The sequence below is a fragment of the Kitasatospora sp. NPDC087861 genome (assembly GCF_044742585.1).
Classification (GTDB): Bacteria; Actinomycetota; Actinomycetes; order Streptomycetales; family Streptomycetaceae; genus Kitasatospora.
The window spans coordinates 15,074-29,411 of the sequence record NZ_JBIUUS010000021.1 but is presented as its reverse complement, the minus strand read 5'-3'; the positions used below and the strand labels follow the sequence as shown (position 1 = coordinate 29,411).

Here is a 14,338-nt window from a genome sequence, read left to right as displayed (position 1 = left end):
GCGTTCCCAGGCCCAGGTCATGCCCTCGGGAAGGGCATTCTCCGGGCGGGAAAGGAAAGGAAAGGAAGTCGCGGAGAGTAAGGATCTCGTGATGGTGACACCCTCCGCCGCAGCCGTCCCGCCCCGGCCCGAGCACCCGCCCGATGTGCCCGCGCCCACCGCCGGCGCGGCTCCCGCCCATGCCGCGGCCCCGGTCTCGGAGGCCGCTCCCGCCGCCGGACCGGAGCCCGCCAAACCCGCTGCGGCGCCCGGAACGGACGCCGCCCCCGGCGGCGTCGCCCACTTCCTCGCCCCCGTCCAGCCCGCCCGCTCCGTGCTCGGCACCACCGCCGACCTCGACCCCCAGGACGCCGCCGCCCCCGATGCCGGCGAGCCCGGTAAGAAGAGCGACGGCAAGAACGGTGCCACCGGATCCGACGGCAAGTCCGCCGGCGACGGCCCGCTCGGCGCCCTGGTCCGCGCCCTCGCCCAGCGGCTGGGCCGCACCGGCACCGCCACCACCATCAAGCGCAACCACGAGGTCAAGGAGACGAGGGTCTCCGGGAACTCGACCAACACCACCAACGCCAACAAGTCCGACCGGCTCGCGAAGAACGAGAACACGGCGCAGCACCGCTCCCAGCGCGACGCCAAGGTCGCCGACCTGAACAACAAGACCCACCAGCACCAGGGCAAGGACAACCGGGACGTCCGCAAGGCCGACAGCACCGACAGCAAGGCCGCGGCCAGCAAGGCCTCGAAGAACGACACGGCGTCGAAGACCGGCAAGGACAGCCGGGACAGCACCGACACCAAGTCCGCCGACAGCAAGGCCTCGAAGAACGACACGGCGTCGAAGACCGGCAAGGACAGCCGGGACAGCACCGACACCAAGTCCGCCGACACCAAGAGCTCCAAGAACGACACGGCGTCGAAGACCGGCAAGGACAGCCGGGACAGCACCGACACCAAGTCCGCCGACACCAAGAGCTCCAAGAGCTCCAAGAACGACAAGGACGACAAGCAGCACAGCGACGGCAAGTCCGCCAAGACGTCGGACGGCAAGGCGGCCGACGGCAAGGCGCCGAAGGACGATCAGGCCGGCGACGTGAAGGCCTTGAAACCGGAAAGCCCCGCCGGGGAGGCGAAAGCTGACACCAGCGGGAAGCCGGGCGGCGGGCCGGATCCGCGCAAGCGACCGGACGGCGGCAGTGACCCGAGGCCGGACAAGGGGCCCGCCGCTCCCAAGCCGGGCGGTCCAGTGGGCGCAGGCGGCGGCCAGGCGTCAGCGAAGACGGTCGACGCGAAAGGCAGCTACACCAAGTTCCGGGGCGCGAAGGTCAGCGGCCTGGTGGGCGCCGCGCCGGAGCCGGCCGCCCCGGCGGCGCCGCCGGACCGCAAGGGCCCGGACGACAAGTTCCGCACTCCCAAGACCACGCCGGACAAGCCGGTGAAGCCGGTGAAGCCGGTGAAGACCGGCGCCATGGTGGGGGACTCCGTCCTTATCAACACCGGTCCCCCGGGGCACCCCGGACCGGTGCGGCTGGTCGGCCACGAGGGCCGTCGGCCCGACAAGTTCCGCGCTGCCAGGGCCGGATCGGTCCCGGGTGCGAAGAATCCCCCTGTCCCTGTGAACGGTCCCGCCGCGCGGGACGGAAGGACGACGATGAACGACCCGAACACCGCAGCCGGGATGGTCCCGGTCAGCGGATCCACCGCCGACTTGGCGGACAAGAACCCACCTGGCGGGGCCGCGGCGCCGCCCCGCCCGGAGCAGCCGCCCGCGATCCCGGCCCAGGCTGGCCCCGCCGCGCCGACCGTGCCCGCGCGGGTCATGGCCGTCGGCAACGACGCGATCGTCTTCTCCGCGGACGGCGTCAAGAACAGCATGAGCCGCGGCGAGGTCCGCACGCTCAAGCAGTTCGAGCGCCGTATGGCCGCGAAGGGCGGGGTGCTGGCGAAGGTCGCCGAGGGCAGCAAGGACACCCGCGCCAAAGCCGTCGACCATGCGACCCGTGCCCGGCGCCTCGCGGAGGACGCCCGACAGGTCAAGGGCGGGGCCCGGCTTGTTGCCATCGTGCAGCGTCTGGCCGAGCGGGCGCAGACGCTGCGGGCCAAGGCGGAGCAGATCGAGAAGAACGCCAGCCGCGGCACGGAGGCCGTCAAGGTCCTGGCCGCCAACGCGGCCGTCCGACACGGCGTCATCTACAAGGCCGTCGTCGACAGCCCGCTGACCTCGCCCGCGGAGCGGGAGTTCTACCAGGACAAGCAGGGGAGCTGACCGATGGCGACGACGCTGACCTACCGCGAACTTCGCCGGCAGGTGCGGGCCCTGGCCAAGGAGGTCAGGCAGGCAACTGAGGCACACAAGAAGCTCGCGAGGACCCTCAACGCGGAGGCGAAGGACACCGGCCGGATCGCTGAGCAGATCGCCGCCCTCAAGGTCGACTCCTCCACGGTCGCCGAGACCCGCGAGGTGTCGCGGATCATGCAGGGCTTGTCTACCACCGCCCTCGCCTACTCGACCGCCGCCGACGAGGCCTCCCTCGCCGCCACCGCCGCCGACCAGGAGGCCGTGCGCCTGCACGACGGCATCCAGCAGGCCGCCGACCGCTCCCCCGTCCCCATGGCCAAGGCCAGCTGGTACACCCAGGAATAGGAGAAAGCCGTGACCACCCACCACACCACCCCCGCCGCCGAGGCGGTACGCAGTCCGTCCGTCGAGAAGGCCTTCGCCCTCGCGGAGGTGGCGGTGCCGGTGGCGACCGCCGCCCTCATGCCGCTGCTGCAGGCGCAGGCCATGACGACCGTGGACACGTTCCTCGCCGTGCCCATCGTGGTCGCCGGCGTGAACTACGCGGGTCTGATCGCCGACCGGACGCTGGAGGCGGTCCCGGGCGGCGACATCGTGCGCGCCCACCGCCGGCCCATGTTCGTGTCGGCGGTGGCCACCGCGACGGCGGCCGCCACCGCGACGGTCAGCGGCCTGCCCGGCATCGACGCCCTGGCCGCCGGGTGGATGGAGATGCCGTCCGTGTCCGGCGTGGTCTCCGTGGTGTGGTGGGGCAGCGTGGCGTTCGTCGGCTTCTCTCTGCGCCGGGTCCTTGGCGGCAGCCGCCGTCCCCGCCGCAAGACCGCCCCCGCCACCCAGCCCGCGCCGGACCAGCCCGCGCCTGCCGTCCGGAAGGTGCTGGAGTTGTGGCGCGCCCACATCTCCGGCGAGTACGGCGCGCACACCGGCGAGCAGCTCTCCCTCACCGCCCTCGGCCCGGCCGGGTGGGAGGGCATCATCGAGGCCCAGCCCGGACGGCCGATCACCGTCACCCCGGACACCATCTCCGGGGTGTACCGCATCCCCGCCGCCTGGGTGAGCATCAAGGAAGGCCCTCACACCAGCTCCAAGCACATCCACGTCGACCTCGTGCCCCCACCGGCCGGGCAGGCGCAGCACAGTGAGCTGGAGACGCTGTGGCTGCAGCGCGTGGCCCGCAAGGGCGGCTGCGTGCCCGGCACCCACCTGGAGGGCCTGGTCGACGACCCGGCCACCGGCGGTGTCGCCGCGTGGGTCGTCGCCGACGAGGACACCGACACCGTCACCGTCCCCGACACCTACCAGCTCGCCGGCGCTTTGCGGACCACGTCCCTGCTCGTGAGCTTCGAGCCGACGCAGGACCCGCGCCGCGCGAAGGTCCGCAAGATGCTGCGCTCGCCGCTGGAGGACGGCCGGCCTCTTCCCGGCGCGCAGGCGTTGCTCGCGAACAAGAACGGCTTCGTCGAGCTCGGCACCGGCATCTCCGGACGGCCCTCCCGCGTCCAGCTGTACGACCCCGCCGGCGGCGCCCGGCACGTGCTGGTCGTCGGTGTTACCGGCTCCGGCAAGGGCGGGGTGTTGCAACTCGTGTGCCTGTCGTACCACATCAACGGTGTCGCGATCATCTACGCCGACCCCAAGGGCTCCAGCAACCCTGACGTGGAGGACATGGCCGCCTACGCCGGCTGCGGCCGCGAAGGCGCCATGGGCGCCCTGCGCCTGGCGTACGCGATCCTCCAGCACCGCATCGCACAGTCTCAGGCGCTGAGGATGAAGAACTTCGTCCCCACGGACGAGATGCCGTTCATCGCGGTCGTCCTGGACGAGTTCGCCCAGCTCCTCGGCGACAAGTCCCCCTACCAGGACGAGGCGGCGACGATCATCGCCGCCTTTGCCGAGCAGGGCCGCTCCCTGGGCATGGCCCTGGTGCTGTGCGGGCAGATCCTCAACCTGGACAAGATGGGCGGCGACACCGCGATCCGCGACAACGTTTTCTACGGCGGCGCCCTCATCCTCCTGCGCTCCGACGGTGCGCAGAAACAGCGCCTCGACCTCCCCGACTCCTTCGACGGCATCGACCCCTCCCAGATCCCCGCGTTTTGGAGGGGCGCCGACGACTCGCTCATCTACGACCCGACCGTCCCCGAGGACGACCCCCGCCGCACGTTCGGCGTCGGCTACGTCGTCGGCCCCGACGAGCGCGCGGAGATGATGCGCGCCTGGATCCTCGAGTCCGCCGCCGGCCTCTTCGACCCGGCGAACATCGCCGTCCCGCTGGACTTCCCGGACTGGGACGACCGGGACCTGATCGCCGCCGCGCCCATCGACCCCACCGCCACCGGCGGCGGGGACAGCACCGGGTCGTGGGAGCCCGGTCCGGCACCGGCGGTCCTGACCAAGGAGCCCACCGCGAAGGAGAAGATCGTGCGCGCCCTGGAGGAGCAGCGCGACCCCATGAACGAGGAGATCGGCTACCTCAGCGTGGAGGCGATCACCACGATCGCCGGCGTCGCCCGCAAGACCGCCTTCAACGCCTGCTCCGAGCTCGCCCGCGACAAGACGCTGGTGCGCCGGGGCGCCGGCGAGTACGGATTGCCGCTGCACACGAGCGGCGACCACTGAGACCGGCGGCCGGTCGCTGAGCACCGCCCACGCTCCAGACGTAGAGGAGATCAAGAGATGCCTCACCGCGACGAATCCGAATCGGCAGTGCACGTCGCCTTGCTCGGCGGCACCACCGCATCCACGGCCCGGACGCTGCCCTTCGAACATCGGGAGCACGCCGAGCGCGTCGCAGCCCAGTGGGCGCAGGACCACAACCGGCCGGCCTCGGTCGAGGACTGGTCTCGGCAGCGCTGGCAGCAGTTCGGCCCCGGCGGGCTGTCGGCGATCCGGCTAACGGTGCCCGCGCGGCTGCGGGTGTTCGCCATGGGGCCGAGGTCGTGGGCGCCGGACGGCCGGGAGTTGCGGACGTGGATCAGCGACTTCGAAGGCTGGTCGTGGGCCTGGGAGTTCGAGACCGACAGCTACACGGACCAGCCGGTCGTCGAGCGCATCAAGTACCGCCCCGGCGCCAGCGCGCTGACCGAGGTCTCCGCCCGCGGCACCGACGAGGGCGCCGTCCGGGCCGCGTTCGCGCGAGCCTGCGCCGAGGCGCAGCGCACGTGCGGCCAGTCCCCGTACCGGGACCTGTGGGAGGCGGCCCGCAGCCGGTAGGCCCGTTCCGGACCGCAGCCATATGTCTGCAAGGGCTCCCCGGCCACGTCTCCGCCCGCCCCGCCATCTAGGCAGGGCGGGCGGACCGCGTCCCACACCCACCGACCATCCCGCCTGTCCGGCGGGACCACACCCCACCGAGAGGAACCCCGCATGTCCACGCACCTGATCATCGGCACCACCGGCTCCGGCAAGTCCCACACCCTCCAGCAGCTGATCACCCAGGCCGCCGACGACCCGGCCACCACCACCTGGGCCATCACCCCCCGCAGCGAACTGGACGCCGCCGACCGCCACACCACCCCCGACGGAGCCCAGCAGATGCTCAACCACGCCCTCGCCATCGTCGACCAGCGCAACACGGCCCTGCGCGACGCCCGCCAGCTCAACGAGGCCGAACCGCCCACCCACCAGCCCACCCGGACCGAGCCGCGCATCCGCCTGCTCATCGACGAGGCCGAACACCTCCTGCGCCGCAGGCCGCTCACCGAGCAGCTCTACCGCCTGGCCATCACCGGCCGCGCCGCCGCCGTCGAGACCGTCATCGCCGTGAGCGACCTGCGCCTCCTGCTCGACCTGCGCGAGCGCTACCTCGCCGGCACCGTCACCCAACTCCAGGACATCCGCACCGTGCCCGCCCACCAGGTGCTGGCCGACGTCACCCAGGACTGACCGGTCGCCCGGTCTCGCTCCCGGCCGCACACCGCCCGCCCCGCCGCCCGGGGCGGGCGGTGGCGCGTCCGGGGGCGGGGCCGGCCGACCGGCCGACACCACCACACCGTGGAGTACAGCATGGGCCGCCTGGACCCGAGCAACCCGTACGCCCTCGAAGAGATCATCCAGAACGCGATCAGGAACAAGCCCAAGCCGGGCTCCTACGTCCTCTACCGGGACATGGACCGCTACCTGACCGGCGAGGCCGGCCACACCATGGCCTGCCGCGTCCTGCCGCCCGACCACGGCGAGTACCTCGACCAGGCCAAGCTCCTCGTGCTGGCCACCAAGGAAGTCATCTCGTACGCGCCCGTCGCCCACATGCGGCACCTGGACCCGGCCGAGCTGATGCACGACATCGACACCGCCCCCCTCGCCCTGCTCGACGACGGACCCGCGATGACCGCCGCCGGCGCCTGGCTCCTCACCCAGCGCAGCGCCGCCGGCAACCCCAGGGCCCTGCAGCCCGCCACGCGCGACTGACCAGCCCCGCCCCCCCGCCCCGCCGTACGCCGCGGCCGGGGCGGGCGGGCCCGCATCAACCCGAAAGGAAGCACCCCAGTGACCACCACCCCGTCCGACCCTGCGGTATCGGCTCTCTGCCCGGACCTCCAGGTTGCCCCCGGTGAACTCCACCAGGACGGCTGCGACGTCGCGCTCTGCGCCCAGAACGGCCGCCAGTACCTGATGTGCGACCACGACGAGGACGACGAACGCTGCCGCAGCACCTGGACCGGCGAGTGGCCCGGCACGGCCGAGTGCCGCGAGTGGGGCTGGTACGTGCGCGACGTCCCCGGCCTGGGCCTGGTGCCCTGCCCCGCCGACGACCCCGACGCCGTCGAGGACCTCAACCGCTTGGTCACCGGCGCCCGCTGGGACGCCGGCACCCAGCGCTTCCAGCGCATCTGACCGGCCGACCGGCCTCGTTCCTGGCCACGCTCGCCCACCCCGCCGAACGTCGGCCGGGTGGGCGGAGCGCTTCCGGGGATGGGGCCGGCCGACCGGCCGACACCGCGATCCGCCTGGAGGACGTCGTGAGCATCACCGTCACCGTCACCGCCGACCCGGCCAGCCCTGAGGAGATGGGCGCCGCCGCGGTCACCGCCATCACCGAGACCATCCGTGCCGCGGCGAAGCGCCCGCAGATTGACCGTAGCGAGGGCTGGCGGATCGCCGGCACCCCCTACAGCGCCGCCCGCCTCACGGCGGGCGACCTCGCCGCCCGCATCGCCGACGTGCCCGACCAACTGCCGGTCGTCTTCGGTGTCCCGGACTGGAACTGCCGCGACATCGAGCCGGTGCGCTCCACCGTCTGGGACGGCGCGCTCGTTCTCAGCAGCGCCCCGGTCGAGCCCGACCCGCACGCCCTGGCCCTCGACCTCGCTCTGCCCGCACCCGCCTGCGCTTCCGGTGTAGCGCCGACCGCGCAGCCCGCCGCTCCTCGTCGTACGGCCCTGACCGGCGTGCTGACGGTCGGCGACCTCGCCGCGGTGCTGGCCGGCCTGCCCGACCACGCGCCGGTCATGGCCGTCGTCCACGGCTGGAACGGCACCGCCGAGCTCGTTCTGGACAGCGCCGACGACTACGGCGAGTGCCTGCTGCTGGACACCGACTACCCCACCTGCGACCCCGACTACATCGAGGACGCCGACGCCTGACCGGCCCGCCGCTCCACCGCCCGACCCGACATCAGCCCGGCCCCTCATCCTGAAAGGCACCACCGTGAAGCTTCGCCTGCCCGTCTCCGCCCTCGCCGACGCCGTCTCCTACACCGCCAAGGCCCTCCCGGCCAGCGCGCCGGTCCCGGTCATGCTCGGCATGCTCCTGGCCACCGGCGACGGCGGTCTGCGCCTGTCGGCCGCCGACGGCGAGGTCTACACGTCCGCCACCGTCTCCGCCGAGGTCGCCGACGACAGCACCGCGCTGGTCCCCGGCCGGCTCCTGAACGACATCTGCTCCCGCCTGCCCAAGACCGCCGACGTGGACCTGGAGCTCGTCGACAAGGGAGCCCGCCTGGTCGTCGGCTGCGGAGCGGCCCGCTTCACCCTCCCCGTCCTGCCGGTCGAGGAGTACCCGGCCACCGTCGCCCTGCCGGACGCAGTCGCCACCGTGCAGGCCGACGTCCTCGCCGAGGCCGTCGCCCAGGTCGCCGTCGCCGCGAGCACCGACACCGCCCTGCCCGCGCTGACCGGCATCAAGGTGCGCCTGGACGGCGAGCTGCTCCACCTGGACGCGACCGACCGCTACCGCATGGCCCACAAGGAGCTGACCATCCGTCCGACCGGCACCGTGCCCGCCCCGGCGAAGCGCGGCAGGAAGAAGGACGGCGACGACCAGGCCGCGGCGCTGGTGCCCGCCAGGAACCTCGCCGAGGCGGCGAAGGCGTTGGAGGGCGAGCACACCCTGACTCTGCACTGGTCGGAGGGCCTGCTGGGCCTGTCCATCCCGGGCGGGCGCACCTACATGACCCGCCTGCTGGACGGCTACGAGTTCCCGAAGATGGGCGGCTTCTTCGAAGGCGAGTGGCCGATCACGTTGAGCCTGCCGGTCGCCGAGGCCGTCGCCGCGATCCAGCGCGTCGCCCTGGTCGCCACCCGCAACACCCCCGTGCGCCTGGTCGTCGAACCCGGCGGCGAGCAGCTGCGCATCGAGGCCGGCTCCGGCGACGACGCGCAGGCCAGCGACCGCATCCCCGTCCACACCGCCGGCGCGGACGACGACGGTACCTGCGACGGCCTGGTCCTCGCCTTCAACCCGCAGTTCCTCGCCGACGGTCTCAAGGCGCTCGGCACCTCCGAGGCCGAGCTGCACGTCCGCCACCCGCACAAGCCCGCGTACCTGGCCGGCCGCCTCGGCGACGGCAACGACGCCACCTACCAGCACCTGGTCATGCCGGTCCGTCTCTCCGGCTGACCCATCCCGTCCTCTGCCGGTCCGGCCGCCTACCCCGCGCGGCCGGACCGGCCCCCGTTCGCACCCACCACGGAGGCACCCGCCGTGTACGACCCCTGGCCCGACGAGAGGCCCGTCAACGCGATGTGGCTGGACCTCGCCGACCGCGGCCTCCTCGGCTACGACCGCGACCGCTACCGCATCCACGGCGTCCCCAACAACGTCGTCGAACTCATCTGGGGCGGGCTGATCGCCGACCACCCCGACGGCCCCCGCCTCACCGACGCCGGCCGCGCCCGCCTCGCCCTCGAGCGCGCCCGAGACCACCACGACACCGGCGCCCGCCAAAGCGACGCCATGCCCCCACAGGCCGCCGCATGGGTGAGGGAGAACGTCGCGCCCGCCGACTCCCCCGGCCTGCCCGACCTCGCCCACGCGGAGCGCGAGCAGCTCGCCTTCTTCTGAACCAGCCCGCCCCGCCCCAAGCCGACCTTACGGAGACCACCGTGACCACCCCCGACATCATCCGCGCCCGACACGAGATCTTCCTCCGTCAGACCATCGCGCACAGCGTCGGCATCGCCCGCGGCCCGCGCGGCACCACCGGCGCCCATGCCGACGCGGCCGTCAACGCCTGGTGGGCGCACCGCCTTCTCGGGGCGCTCGCCGGCGTGATGCCAGCGGCCGACCTCTCGGTGTTGCTCGACGACATCAGCGAGGAGCTGGAGATGGGCGACGCGCATGAGGCCGCGTACGTCGACGCGGTCGGGATCGGGATCGACGTAGACGGGCTGACCGCGCACGCCGAGGCCAAGTTCACCACCCACCCCGCCGCCTGAGGAGTAGCACCGTGTCCCAGAACACCCCCGACCAGACCACCCGTACCGAAGGCCGCGCCCGCATCGCCGCGCTCAAGAAGACGCGCGACAAGATCCACGCCGATGCCGAGACGGCCAAGACCGAAGCGGACGCCGAGATGTGGTCCGCCATCGCGGAACTGATCCGCACCGGCCAGGTCCTCCAGGCCGACGCCGCCGCCGAGACCGGCTTCACCCGCGACCACGTCCTCAAGCAGACCAAGCGCTACAGCTCCGGCGACTGACCAGCCGCCAGCGCGTCCCGGCACCGGCCGGCGAGGGTTCACGACCCAGGCGCGCACCATCCGGGACACCGCGTCCCGGAGCAGCTCGGGGAGGGAAACCCGATGAGCAGCACCACCACCAGCACCGTGTGGACCGCCGCCTGGCCCGAGAACGTCCTCGCCCGCTACCTCACCGTCGGCGGCGCCCACGTCGACCTGACGAGCATCCGCTTCCGCACCAGGTTCCTCCCGAAGGGCCGCCCCTACGTCGGCGACACCTACCACGAGGTCGACGGCTTCACCTGGAAGTGCAACGGCTGCGGCACCACCGGCAGCGTGGGCTCCTTCGGCGACCCGTACCTGCCGAACGAGCGCCAGGACGCCCACCTGGACGCCAACGCCCACGCCAACGAGTGCCGCTCGATGCCTAAGCCCACCAGCTGACCCGCACCGCCGACAGGAAGGCACCACCATCGATGAGCTGGGCGATATCCCGCGAGGCCCGCATCGCAGCACTCTAGGAACGGCTCCACCACCGCTCCGCCATCCTGGCCGGCCTCACCCCCGGCAGCCCCTCCCACGCGGGCATCCAGGCCGAATGCGACGCCATCCACGCCGAGATCCGGCGCCTGGAAGCCGCCGTCAGCATCTCCCCCAAGGCCGTCCTGGCCATCATCGGCCTCATCCTGCTGATCGCCTGGAGCCTGCTCCACCACTGACGACCGGGCCCTGACGTTGCCCACCACGGCGCCCCGTTCCCCGCCCCAGCCAGGCAGCGGGGGCGGGGGCGCCGTGGTGCGCGGCGCGGCCGCCCGGCCGACACCACGAGCGAGAGGACCACCGCCGTGCGCACGAAGAAGCCCGCCACCCACTACCTGGCCACCGACGCGGACGGGATCATCCCGGCCAGCCTCGCCGCCGGCACCCCGGTCAACCTGGCCGACGCGGTCGGCACGACCATCGACCACCCCAACCCCTGCCAGAACCTCTGGTACGACGAGACCGCCTTCTCCTATTTCCGCACCGTCACCGCGCCCGGCGAGGTCCTGGCGGACGTGCCCGGCTGGCCCCGGCGGCTGTGGATCATCGAACCGCTCGGCACCACCGGCACCTGGGGCGGGCGCGACAGCGCGCACCGGCTGTTCGCCCACCGGATCCGCGTCGTACAGGAAACCGAGTCCTGGCAGGCGCTCGGCTCGCGCGGCCGCCAGGTCCTCGACCTGATCGACCACCAGCTCCCCGACCTCGCCCGCACCTGGGCCGCCACCCACACCGCCGACCCGGACCGCGTCCACCAGGCGTACGAGGACTGGCGGCTGTGCAACAGCCGCGAGCCCGAAGCCGCCAGCGGCATGAACGCCAAGCAGATGGCCCTCTCCGTCGCCGGCAGCTCCCGCTGCTCCGCCGCCCTCTGGACGGTCAGCCGGCTCGCCATCGACGCCGCCCACACCGCCGCCGACGAGTTCGGCCGCTCTGCGGCCCACTACGCCGCGATGCGCGCCGAGGCCCTCGCCTTCGCGGTCCTGCTGGAGAACCGGCTCCGCGACTACACGCTGACCGCGCTGCGCGGCGCCGCCCTCGACCAGGCCCTGACCGCCGCAGCCTGACCGGCCCGGGCGATCCCACAAGAACGGAAGGAGAGACACAGTGAGCAGCACCATGTCCGCCGAGCAGCAGCTGGCGCTGGCCGTGGAGTTCCGGGTGCCGATCCCGCAGGGCGAGGCCGGCGGCTACGGCGAGGTCGTCGTCCACCGGGACCAGGCCGGCGACGGCTGGGCGGTGACCAACGGCGCGATGGTCGGCCTGCGCGCCTGGATCGAGGACGAGGGCTGGCGACCCGTCAGGGACATCGGCCGCGCCGCCGCCTACAAGCACACCCGCGAGGAGGCGCTGGCCCTCGCCCACCAGGTCGCCGAGATCGAGGCCGCCTGCCACCAGGTGCTGCTCGCGGTCGCCGCCGACCCCCTCGGCCACGCCGTCCGCACCCGGCAGTACACGATCACCTGCCCGCGCTGCCAGACGCCGGGCGCCGAAGAGTACGGCGAGCCCATCCGCGACACGGACGACCACGCGGACTGCGCCCGCTGCCGCTCCTGCGGGCTCGAATGGGCCCTCGACCCCGGGGCCGACGCCTCCTGCACCACCTGCGGCGGCAGCGGCATCCCCGGCGCCGGACCCAGCCGTCGGCGCACCCCCGACGGCTGGCAGTCCGTCCCGAACTGCGAGTGCCACGAGTCCGGGCGCTGACCCCGCCCACCACCTCGTCCCGCCGCCGGGCCGCCCCCAGACCCGGCGGCGGGACGCCACCTGCCTGACCACGAAAAAAAGGGGCCCCGTGCTCGCCGCCACGTTCGCAGTCGTCTGGGTCCAGAGCTCCTGTCAGTCGGCCCGCAAGGGCATGCCCGGCCGGGCCAGCCGCTGGGCCTGCACCAAGCACGTCACCACTGTGCCCGCCAGCCAGGCCGGGACGGCAGGCGCCGCGGTGCACCAAGACCGCCATCGCCGTCCGGCCCGGGCCGGCCCCAACGAAGGCCGGTCCAGCGCTGGATTCGCCAGGCACCCCGCTCGTCCCTCATCAGCCGTCACCCGACAGGGAGGACCGACCGATGTTCGCAGACACCTTCGTCTTGCTGTTCGTCGCCCACTACCTGAGTGACTTCCCGCTTCAGACCGACCGCCTGGCCACCCGGAAGGCAGGGTGGACCGAGGGCGAAGAAGACCCGCACCCGGGCCGCCACCACCATGGATGGGGCGCCAACCTCGTCCACGCCGGCACCCATGTCGCCACCACCGCCGCCCTACTCGCCATCGGTGTCCTGGCCCTCGGCCTCGATGTGCGCCTGCCCGCTGCCGCCGCCGCCCTCGCCTGGGTCGGCCTGTCCCACTCCCTCATCGACCGCAGGATCGGCGTGCGGTGGTGGATGGAGCACACCGGCCAGAGCGGCTACCTCGAAACGGGCGGCGCCGCCCAGGTCGACCAGGCCGCGCACATCGGCCTCGGGCTGTTCCCGGCCGCCCTGCTGCTCACCGTCCTGAGCTGACCGCAGAAGGCGCGCCGTGATCCTGACCGACCCCGCTGGGCTGTTCGACGCCCTACGCGCCCTCGATCTTCCGCTGGGCCACTGGGTGGTGTGCGGGTCTGCCCCGCTGTACGCCCGAGGCCTGCGCTCCCGGCTGCACGACCTCGACATCCTCGCCTGCGGCCTCGCCTGGCAGCGCGCCCTCACCATCGCCCCGCCCCGGCCCGCCGAATCCGGACTCGGCCTGGCGATCCACCACCCCGAGGCCGCGATCGAGGTGTTCGACACCTGGCCCGCCGTCGACTGCGCGGACGTGATCGACCGCGCCGACCTGATCGACGGCATCCCGCTCCTGACCCTCGACGACACCGCGCACTGGAAAGCCACCGCCGCACGCCCCAAGGACGCCGCCGACGTCGAGGCCATCCGCAACCTGCAGAGCCGCTGGCAGGGCTGACCTGCCAGGCCCACACCAGCGTCCTCGCCGTTGTCACCGCTACGGCGGCCACCCCCACCGGCATCCGACCACCCACCAGACCACCCCGGAGACCACCGCCATGACCACCGCCATGACCACCGCCCAGACCCGAGTCCTCGAATCCGTCCGGCCCACCGGCGACCTGGTCGCGATGGTCGGACCCAGCGCCTCGGGCAAGACCACACTGCTCGCCGCCGTCCCGCCCCACCAGATCGTCTCCCTCGACCGGCTGCGCGCCGTCGTCTCCCAGCCGGGCGACCAGACCGCCACCCCCGACGCCGTCCTACTCCAGCACCAGATCCTCAGCATGCGGCTGCGCCGAGGTCTCACGACGTACGTCGACAACGTGAGCATCACCGCCCACCACCGAGCCCAGCTGGTGGAACTGGCGCACCAGCACGGCTGCCGCGCCGTCGCGATCCACCTGGACGTTCCGTTCCCGGACTGCCTCGCGCGGAACTCGCGGCGCCCCGCCGAGACGCGGGTGCCCGAGGACATCCTGCGCTACCAGCACCGCCTGGCCCGTGACACCCGCGAGCTCCTCACCTCCGAGGGCTGGGACGAGATCCACCACCTGCGCACCACCTGACCGGACCCCCGCGCTGCCCACCACCACGCCCCGCCACCCGGCCACCCAGGCCGGGCTG

Annotated in this window: 18 protein-coding genes; all 18 read left to right on the top strand. The window is 73.0% G+C overall.

Translation table 11 applies throughout. The annotated features are described in order from the left end of the window. Positions 1 to 91: 91 nt before the first annotated feature. The 18 genes from ACIOJE_RS27260 to ACIOJE_RS27175 all read left to right on the top strand — a co-directional run bounded on the left by ACIOJE_RS27260 (position 92) and on the right by ACIOJE_RS27175 (position 14,280). On the top strand, positions 92 to 2,260 hold the full coding sequence (locus ACIOJE_RS27260) for a hypothetical protein (RefSeq protein ID WP_400779528.1): 2,169 nt from the start codon (positions 92 to 94) through the stop codon (positions 2,258 to 2,260). A gap of 3 nt (positions 2,261 to 2,263) precedes the next feature. Further along, on the top strand, positions 2,264 to 2,638 hold the full coding sequence (locus ACIOJE_RS27255; RefSeq protein WP_400779526.1) for a hypothetical protein: 375 nt from the start codon (positions 2,264 to 2,266) through the stop codon (positions 2,636 to 2,638). A 9-nt stretch (positions 2,639 to 2,647) separates the two neighbouring features. Then, entirely contained in the window at positions 2,648 to 4,912 is a 2,265-nt protein-coding gene (locus tag ACIOJE_RS27250; protein WP_400779524.1) for a type IV secretory system conjugative DNA transfer family protein, read from the top strand. 57 nt (positions 4,913 to 4,969) lie between these two features. After that, a complete protein-coding gene (locus ACIOJE_RS27245; RefSeq protein ID WP_400779522.1) occupies positions 4,970 to 5,506 on the top strand; it encodes a hypothetical protein in 537 nt (178 codons plus the stop codon). A gap of 153 nt (positions 5,507 to 5,659) precedes the next feature. Next, positions 5,660 to 6,178: an AAA family ATPase gene (locus ACIOJE_RS27240; protein ID WP_400779520.1), complete on the top strand. Its 519-nt coding sequence runs from the start codon at positions 5,660 to 5,662 to the stop codon at positions 6,176 to 6,178. A 120-nt stretch (positions 6,179 to 6,298) separates the two neighbouring features. Next, a complete protein-coding gene (locus tag ACIOJE_RS27235; protein WP_400779518.1) occupies positions 6,299 to 6,703 on the top strand; it encodes a hypothetical protein in 405 nt (134 codons plus the stop codon). Positions 6,704 to 6,781: 78 nt separating this feature from the next. Further along, positions 6,782 to 7,129, top strand: a complete 348-nt coding sequence (locus tag ACIOJE_RS27230; RefSeq protein WP_400779516.1) for a hypothetical protein — start codon at positions 6,782 to 6,784, stop codon at positions 7,127 to 7,129. A gap of 125 nt (positions 7,130 to 7,254) precedes the next feature. Next, a complete protein-coding gene (locus ACIOJE_RS27225; protein WP_400779514.1) occupies positions 7,255 to 7,878 on the top strand; it encodes a hypothetical protein in 624 nt (207 codons plus the stop codon). A gap of 64 nt (positions 7,879 to 7,942) precedes the next feature. Continuing rightward, positions 7,943 to 9,133, top strand: coding sequence for a DNA polymerase III subunit beta (dnaN, locus tag ACIOJE_RS27220; RefSeq protein ID WP_400779512.1), 1,191 nt, complete (start codon positions 7,943 to 7,945; stop codon positions 9,131 to 9,133). An 84-nt stretch (positions 9,134 to 9,217) separates the two neighbouring features. Further along, positions 9,218 to 9,577: a hypothetical protein gene (locus ACIOJE_RS27215; protein WP_400779511.1), complete on the top strand. Its 360-nt coding sequence runs from the start codon at positions 9,218 to 9,220 to the stop codon at positions 9,575 to 9,577. 41 nt (positions 9,578 to 9,618) lie between these two features. Further along, complete coding sequence (locus ACIOJE_RS27210) at positions 9,619 to 9,951, top strand: hypothetical protein (RefSeq protein WP_400779509.1); 333 nt, start codon at positions 9,619 to 9,621, stop codon at positions 9,949 to 9,951. A gap of 11 nt (positions 9,952 to 9,962) precedes the next feature. Then, a complete protein-coding gene (locus tag ACIOJE_RS27205; protein WP_400779507.1) occupies positions 9,963 to 10,214 on the top strand; it encodes a hypothetical protein in 252 nt (83 codons plus the stop codon). A gap of 102 nt (positions 10,215 to 10,316) precedes the next feature. After that, on the top strand, positions 10,317 to 10,637 hold the full coding sequence (locus ACIOJE_RS27200) for a hypothetical protein (protein ID WP_400779505.1): 321 nt from the start codon (positions 10,317 to 10,319) through the stop codon (positions 10,635 to 10,637). 401 nt (positions 10,638 to 11,038) lie between these two features. After that, positions 11,039 to 11,800: a hypothetical protein gene (locus ACIOJE_RS27195; protein ID WP_400779503.1), complete on the top strand. Its 762-nt coding sequence runs from the start codon at positions 11,039 to 11,041 to the stop codon at positions 11,798 to 11,800. A 40-nt stretch (positions 11,801 to 11,840) separates the two neighbouring features. Continuing rightward, positions 11,841 to 12,440, top strand: coding sequence for a hypothetical protein (locus ACIOJE_RS27190; RefSeq protein WP_400779501.1), 600 nt, complete (start codon positions 11,841 to 11,843; stop codon positions 12,438 to 12,440). Positions 12,441 to 12,799: 359 nt separating this feature from the next. Next, complete coding sequence (locus tag ACIOJE_RS27185; RefSeq protein ID WP_400779499.1) at positions 12,800 to 13,234, top strand: DUF3307 domain-containing protein; 435 nt, start codon at positions 12,800 to 12,802, stop codon at positions 13,232 to 13,234. 16 nt (positions 13,235 to 13,250) lie between these two features. Beyond that, positions 13,251 to 13,670, top strand: a complete 420-nt coding sequence (locus tag ACIOJE_RS27180) for a hypothetical protein (protein WP_400779497.1) — start codon at positions 13,251 to 13,253, stop codon at positions 13,668 to 13,670. Between the two features lie 100 nt (positions 13,671 to 13,770). Then, entirely contained in the window at positions 13,771 to 14,280 is a 510-nt protein-coding gene (locus tag ACIOJE_RS27175; protein ID WP_400779495.1) for an AAA family ATPase, read from the top strand. Positions 14,281 to 14,338: the final 58 nt, after the last annotated feature.